Source organism: Haematospirillum sp. 15-248 (assembly GCF_012102665.1).
In the GTDB taxonomy this organism is placed as follows: Bacteria; Pseudomonadota; Alphaproteobacteria; order Rhodospirillales; family Rhodospirillaceae; genus Haematospirillum.
This window is the reverse complement of sequence record NZ_JAAVTF010000022.1, coordinates 1-6,678: the sequence shown is the minus strand read 5'-3', so window position 1 is coordinate 6,678 and position 6,678 is coordinate 1. Positions and strand designations below refer to the sequence as shown.

The following is a 6,678-nucleotide window of genomic DNA, read 5'->3' as shown; positions in this document are numbered from 1 at the left end:
CATAGGTCTTGCCGGCAAAGTCATACCGGTTGTCACCGGTGCGGGTTGTCATGTTCTTCCCGTACAAGTACTGCAACGCGGCCATGTCATTGAGCATGTAGGTCAGCGGCGTGGACTTGAAGCCGCCAGTATCTTCGCCGCCGATCATGGGCTTGTACGACATGACCGAGTAAGCTGCAGAGTCGTATTGCTGTGTCACAGGAAAGTTGTCTTTGTCGATTTCGCTTTCATCATGCGTATGCTTTAGCCCCAAGGTGTGGCCGATTTCGTGCATGGCAGTCAGATGTAACTGGCTTCCCGGTGATCCATCTGTTCTGACAGTATTGTACCAAGGATTAAACCAGACAGAGCCAGCTATGTCATCGGTGTCAGGAAATTCTGCATAAGCAACCCCATCCAGAAGAGCAGCCTCATCCATGGTTTTGCTGGCACCGATCAAAATTCGCCCAGGCTCCCCGCCTCCCTTTTGTTCCGTGAACGAGAGACCGGTAAAGTCTGCAAGATGTCTGAAAATTCCGGAAATTGATGAACGCAGACCGTCTGTAATGAAGGAAGGGTCAAGCGCCAAGCCTTCCTGCCAGTCTGTGGTTACACTCTCGTACTCTGGGGATACAAAACTGTACGTCAGCCTCAGGGCTTTTCCTGGAACACCGTCGGAGGACCAGAACTTCCCCCCAAGCAGTGAGTCAATTTCATGCCTCCCGCTGGAAGGCGCGGTAAACGCACTATTATATCTGGTAGATGTTGCACTCATAATCTTTTTTCCTGTGTAACGGGTACAGTTTCAATTATAAAGAGACAAGTATCTCTGCTCACTACTTAAAATAAGTCAACGTGCAATTTTTTTCTTGTCTTACAACCGAGAGGCATGTTCTCTGTGTCCCCGGCCAGCCCTCTTGAATGTCTGACGTGCGTCAAAGTTACGGCCTGTATCGTGGCTGTGGTCTGCTCCACTCCACCTGCTATCCGTGATGTTCCCCGCGTATAGCCCCCACTGTCTGCAGTGGTGCTGCCAGTTTCCAGGTTGATGGGATTTATCGTCGCAGACCCTGCCTGGTTTCGGGACCCTAGGCAGGGCGACACGCAGCTTTCGCGCTCTCAAAAACTATGATTGAAACCGTGTCAGTTCTTCGCAATGTTTGCGATGAGTTTTGAGAGAGGTATCACGCCTATTGGCTATGTCCGCGTTTCAACGCAAGACCAGACTATAGACCTGCAAAAAATCACGGGGACTTTGTAACCGCCATGAAAAGTACCTGCGAAACATCTTCAGTGCCGTCAGAATGGCTGTCCTGCTGATTTAGCGCACTGTGTAATGAGTTTATCGCCTAATCTATTTCGAGAAATGAAAATTTGGTGCTAGAATCTGCCACCGAAGCATTTGATTTCTGGCAAGAGGGTGCAGGCCGTCTTGCTGTGGCGGGTTATCTGCAGGGGGGGAGAGGAAGGCTTTATTCCATCAAGGAGAGGGTGAAGCGTTGACGTGACGCTTGCCACGTGGGTGGGTAATTCTCAGAAACAAATTATGGTGGATATAAAATTTTTCTGAAGATGTAAGACTGGGCATCTGTAAATAACCAAAAGCCAAGCAACACCCTGAGGCAGATTTCTCACTGGTTCTTTCTGGCTGATTTTATCTGGTAAGTCATCATGATTGCAGAGAACGAACAGAAACTTACTGATATTTTTAGAGTTGTCCTAGACTTTGAGGATAACTATGACGTTTCAATGGTTCGTAAAATTTCAGAAGCGAGATGGGACTCTTTGGCTCATGTATCAATGGTCGCTGCCGTCGAAAGCGAATTCGGGGTAAATTTGGACAGCACTGACATGGAACGTATGACTTCGTTTGCGGCAACCCGATTGCTACTCGAAGAAAAAGGGCTATGATTGAAAGCGAATTTGAGGTTGATGTTACCGAAGAGGATGCCCGCCGGTTTGCAGAGATTTCTGGCGACTGGAATCCTTTGCACACCGACTTAGCCTATGCGGCGGGAACCAGTTTTAGGCGTACCATTCTCCACGGTGCCTTTTCTGCTGGGTTTCTATCCCGTATGGCGGGTATGAATATTCCAGGGCGTGACTGTTTACTGCATGGCATCAAACTGAAATTTGTTGCCCCGATCCTGCCTCCGACACGTCTACGCGTTCATGGTACCCTTGTGCGAAGTAGTGACAATGGGGGTGTGGTTGATGTCACCATCAGCGATTCCGTCTCGGGTACTCACTATGTTTCTGGCATATATGAGTTTGGCTACCATCGTCATCAAGTAATGTCGCGAGCTTTGGCTGCAACGGACTTGACCTGCACTGAAGCGCCCATCTTGGTTACGGGCGCATCTGGTGGGCTTGGATCTGCCGTGCTTGAGCGCTTGGGAAGCAAGGGTCTGGGCTTGTCACGCTCTGGTACAGCCGGTGCGTTGATGATTCCAGATTTGGTCCAACTTCCGGAAATCTTGGCTGGACGCAAGATATCCGGTGTCGTCCATTGTGGTTGGCCTGCTCCAGACAATCAAAGATTGACGGCGTTGGGGAGTAATACGGAAGTTGCGGTCCGACACCACGTTGCCGAACCCTTGTCCGACTGTTTGAAATTGGCCCAGGTGCTTTCTGTGTTTGGCCTCCCTGGTGCTACCTTGGTGTTGGTGGGATCGACAGCAGCCGATCCCGGGCGTCACAACTGGCGTATGCCCTTGTATAGTCTTGGCAAGGCGCTTGTGCCTACCTTGGTCAAGATTTTGGCGGTGGAACTTGGTGCGAGCAACCTACGCTGCATTGGTGTGGTTTTCGATGTTGTTAACGGTGGGATGAATGATGCGATGCGAGACGCTGTGCGCCTTGCTCATACCGATCGTTCGCCTTATGGCATGTTGCCCGGTACAGATGATGCCGCCGGCCAAATAGCTTGGATACTGGAGAACGGTTCGTATCTGGTTTCCGGCGCCATCATCAACTTATCGGGAGGCGCGCTCCCATGACATTCCTGGAAGCAAAGAAATTATTGGCCGCTATGCGGAATGCTGAAAAGCTGCCCTTCCTGATGTGTATGTCGGGGACTGCTGACCAATTGGAACTTTACCTGCGTGCTCATGCAGCCCGAAGCGGGCTGGATGTACAAGTCAGTTTTCTTCCCTTTGGCACCTTGGGTCAGCATTTGTTCAGCGAAGCCACTGGTCCAGAGGTATTTCTGTTGCTGCCTTGGGATCTGGCACCGGAATGTGACTGGCGTTCAGGGATGAGTGGGACGCTGGTCGATGTTAATACGATCCTGGACCGAGCCGAGCAGGTGGTGGCTCTACTGAACAAGCGGAAACAAGCATGCTTGGCTTATCTGCCGGCACCTGTCCCGCCGCTATGCATCGCCATGTCCGACAATGCTCGTTTGGCTACTGAACTAACGGCACTTGCGGTCAGACATGGGGCCACACTTCTTGCGTCAGATTATTTTTCTCTCTCCACCTATTTTGCTACTGGTTCTCCACTGGCCGGTGGTGCCCTGTCGCCAGTGGCCGAGGTCTTGATCGATCACCTGTTGATGCCGCAGTCGGGACACTACAAGGTAGTGGCTACCGATGCGGATAATACCTTGTGGGCTGGCATAGTCGGCGAGGACGGTGTTGAAGTTGTTTCCGCAGAACCTCATGGCCGAGGTTTTCGTCACTTCGTTTATCAAGGGTTTTTGTTGAGACTTAAAGCAGCGGGTATTCTTCTGACGGTGGTAAGCCGCAATGATGAGGATATGGTGTGTGCAGCGTTGAATGCAGGCCGCATGCCCCTGAAAAATGAGGATTTCGTTGCGGTTCGGGCTGGCTATGGGGCTAAATCTGATCATGTAAGAGCCTTGGCAGGGATCCTGAATCTGGGTACCGATTCCATTGTTTTCATTGATGACAACCCGGTCGAACTTGCTGAAGTCGCGTCGGGGGTCAGGGGGGTGAGATGCCAGGCATTTCCGACGCGGGATGAAGATCTGCCGGCATTCCTGGATCGGTTGGCTCTCCTTTTCGATCGCAGCAAGGTGACGACTGAAGATGCGGAGCGAACCGAAATGTACCGGCGTCTTATGGCGTCATCGCCTCCTTCTGAAGGGATTGGAGTTGAGACATTTCTTAAAGACTTGGAGATGGTGCTGACATTGCGCGACCGGACACATGATGATTGGCAGCGGGCACATCAACTTATAAACAAGACCAATCAGTTCAATCTTAACGGTCGCCGTATGAATGAGTCTCAAGTGTCTGCAGTGTTGGCTGAGGGGGGGCGGATGTTTACAGCCACTTTGGAAGATCGAACCGGAAGTCACGGTGAAATCATGGCCTGCTTGGTTGATTGCAACGGCAGTGTGCAGGCACTGGTCATGTCATGCCGAGTTTTTCAGCGGCGGGTCGAATATGCTTTCCTCATATGGCTTCTTGGCTATTGGAAGGGGCCGACACTGACTTTCGCATATTCTGCTACCGCCCGTAATGAGCCAATTCGCAACTTTCTCGCCGATTCTGCTTTTGCTGATGCCGGAGAGCACTGGACGTTGGATACCAAGGCATTTACTACCGCTCACGCTGCCGATATTTCCTTGTTTACCATTCGTGAGCACTTGACATGACCGAATCCGAAGCGGCGAAAGCACTCCGGTCACTGTTGGATGAGTTGGGTGTGACCGCCGGTGAGACCATCTATCTGGCCATCGACATGGCGCGTGTGCCTCTACCCCAATGGCCGGTTACTCTGGATCGACATGCAATCCGGGCAAGGGAAGATCGGTGGTGTAACTTTGTGTTCGAGCGTATCATGGAGGTTCTTGATCCCCGTGGTACCTTGTTGGTTGGCACTTTCAGCTATTCGTGCGGCAATCCTGACATTCCATTCGTGATCGAGAGAACCCCGTCGGAAATTGGTCCTTTTACCAATTGGGTACGCCAGCATCCGCAGGCCGTACGCTCACTGCACCCCATCTTCTCTGTGGCGGGTATCGGACCCAAAGCCGGTGAGATCCTGAGTAATACGGGAGGGGCTGCGTTTGGGCCCTGTAGTCCGTTCGGGCGCCTTACCCGGCATGGTACGCGCTTCGTCAACGTGGGTATTCCATTCCGTCAAAGTTTGACCTACGTCCATCACCTTGAACAATGCTACGGATGTAACCACCGTTATCACAAGATATTTTCTGGTGTAGTGGTCCAGAATGAGCAGGCCGTTGACCGGGAGTTTCTTGGTTATATGCGGTGGCGTGGTATCAATGCCGGGGTTGATGTCGGCCCCTTGGAGGACGCACTCAAGCATTCTGGCTTGCTGCGTGAGGTCAATCATAACGGCTTTTTCGGGCAGTCTGCTCAAGCCATCGACGTTGATCATACAGGCTATCAAATGCTAACCGAAGACTCACGCGCATTCTCCACGCCAAAGATTCGGGTAGATCTTGATGATTCGATGGTTGCATCGTCACCCGGGACGCATCCTGTCACAACTTTCAGACTTTCGACATGACCTTGACGTCTTTGCCGCAACTTCAACCCTATCCATCGTTGGCACGTATTTGTGCTGTAGTGTTGGATGTATGGCCAGCGCATGGGGGGTACCTGAAAGCCCGCTTTTGCGAGTCAGCCCATCCTGTTTTACCTATCACAGAAGAAATAGCTGGATTGGTTGTCAGGATTGCAGGAAACGATCTATCAACATTTGCCGATAGCTATCGCTGGACCTGTGAGACTCTCGTTGCGGAAGACTTGCACTTTCGTCGTACAGGGGGGTATCGCTGGACAACTTTTGAAGATGCCTATCGCGAAGTCTATTCGCGCGCCGACTATATGCAAACTTATCTGCGTGGACTTCTGCTGTCTCAAGTCCTTTGGGCGAATCAGGCCACTGCGTTCCATTTTTATGTGGAGCGCTTCCTTCAGCGGTTACAGCCTGGCACAGACTATCTTGAGATTGGCCCAGGCCACGGGCTGTTGTTGTATTTTGCTGCCCGTTCGCCACAGATCGGCTCGATTACAGGCTGGGATGTCAGTGAAAGTAGCTTGGCCATGACTCGACAGACGATGGAAGCTATGGGTATGGAACATCCATTCAAGTTAGAATTACACAACATTCTTGAGCCACCCTGTGTTCAAATGGCTTACGATGCCATAGTACTTAGCGAAGTACTGGAGCATCTTGATCGCCCGGAAATAGCCTTAGCCACTGTTTTCAAAACGTTAAAGCCCGGTGGACTGGCTTATTTTAACGTACCGGTCAATAGTCCAGCTCCTGACCATATCTACTATTGGGGATCGCATCTCGAGGTTGAAAATCTGGTGAGGGAAATTGGGTTTAAAATTGTTGATTCCGATGCCGCTCCAGCCACTGGCTACAGTCTTGAGCGTGCGCTTCGACGCAAAGTCACTATTAATTCGTTAATCGTAGCTGAGCGCCCAGATCAAGGGCATATTGGGGTCGTCTCAGAAAATGGAAAATAAAGCACGCTAAATCATCTTCAGTGGTCGTAGCGGCCTCAATCTGGTGACTACGGTTGTCGTGCTGTGGAACTACCTGGAATGCGCAGCTCATGCCTTGCGTAGGCTCCAGCCTTACTCATATGCCAGAATGCGAGGAGGGTTGCGAGAGCGACGTCGGAGAGGAAGTTTCTGTCGAGTTTGTCATAGCGGGTTGCGACGCGGCGGAAGTCCTTGATGCGACAGAAAG

General features: G+C 51.4%; 6 protein-coding genes and 1 pseudogene. 5 read left to right on the top strand and 2 right to left on the bottom strand.

The window, feature by feature from the left end; translation table 11 throughout:
* Nucleotides 1-754 (bottom strand): matrixin family metalloprotease (locus HEQ72_RS11090; RefSeq protein ID WP_168023411.1); only part of this gene is annotated, 754 nt, incomplete at its 3' end.
* An 896-nt stretch (nt 755-1,650) separates the two neighbouring features.
* Here HEQ72_RS11090 and HEQ72_RS11085 point away from each other — a divergent pair.
* The 5 genes from HEQ72_RS11085 to HEQ72_RS11065 are packed head-to-tail and all read left to right on the top strand — an operon-like array spanning nt 1,651 to nt 6,452.
* Nucleotides 1,651-1,890 carry an acyl carrier protein gene (locus tag HEQ72_RS11085; RefSeq protein WP_209315748.1) on the top strand — a complete coding sequence of 80 codons (240 nt, stop codon included), beginning with the start codon at nt 1,651-1,653 and terminating at the stop codon, nt 1,888-1,890.
* Nucleotides 1,887-2,978: an SDR family oxidoreductase gene (locus HEQ72_RS11080; protein WP_168021442.1), complete on the top strand. Its 1,092-nt coding sequence runs from the start codon at nt 1,887-1,889 to the stop codon at nt 2,976-2,978. Before HEQ72_RS11085 ends, HEQ72_RS11080 begins: the two co-directional genes overlap by 4 nt.
* On the top strand, nt 2,975-4,603 hold the full coding sequence (locus tag HEQ72_RS11075) for an HAD-IIIC family phosphatase (RefSeq protein WP_168021443.1): 1,629 nt from the start codon (nt 2,975-2,977) through the stop codon (nt 4,601-4,603). Before HEQ72_RS11080 ends, HEQ72_RS11075 begins: the two co-directional genes overlap by 4 nt.
* Nucleotides 4,600-5,481, top strand: a complete 882-nt coding sequence (locus HEQ72_RS11070) for an AAC(3) family N-acetyltransferase (protein WP_168023410.1) — start codon at nt 4,600-4,602, stop codon at nt 5,479-5,481. The genes HEQ72_RS11075 and HEQ72_RS11070 overlap by 4 nt, the downstream gene beginning before the upstream one ends.
* Nucleotides 5,478-6,452 carry a class I SAM-dependent methyltransferase gene (locus HEQ72_RS11065; protein WP_168023409.1) on the top strand — a complete coding sequence of 325 codons (975 nt, stop codon included), beginning with the start codon at nt 5,478-5,480 and terminating at the stop codon, nt 6,450-6,452. The genes HEQ72_RS11070 and HEQ72_RS11065 overlap by 4 nt, the downstream gene beginning before the upstream one ends.
* A gap of 122 nt (nt 6,453-6,574) precedes the next feature.
* On the opposite strand, the pseudogene HEQ72_RS11060 reads toward HEQ72_RS11065, so the two are convergent.
* Nucleotides 6,575-6,678 (bottom strand): annotated as a pseudogene (locus HEQ72_RS11060) (IS5/IS1182 family transposase); the annotation flags it as partial.

Coding starts and splice junctions, on each gene's coding strand:
- HEQ72_RS11085 (WP_209315748.1), top strand. CDS start 1,651: ATGATTGCAGAGAACGAACAGAAACTTACTGATATTTTTAGAGTTGTC.
- HEQ72_RS11080 (WP_168021442.1), top strand. CDS start 1,887: ATGATTGAAAGCGAATTTGAGGTTGATGTTACCGAAGAGGATGCCCGC.
- HEQ72_RS11075 (WP_168021443.1), top strand. CDS start 2,975: ATGACATTCCTGGAAGCAAAGAAATTATTGGCCGCTATGCGGAATGCT.
- HEQ72_RS11070 (WP_168023410.1), top strand. CDS start 4,600: ATGACCGAATCCGAAGCGGCGAAAGCACTCCGGTCACTGTTGGATGAG.
- HEQ72_RS11065 (WP_168023409.1), top strand. CDS start 5,478: ATGACCTTGACGTCTTTGCCGCAACTTCAACCCTATCCATCGTTGGCA.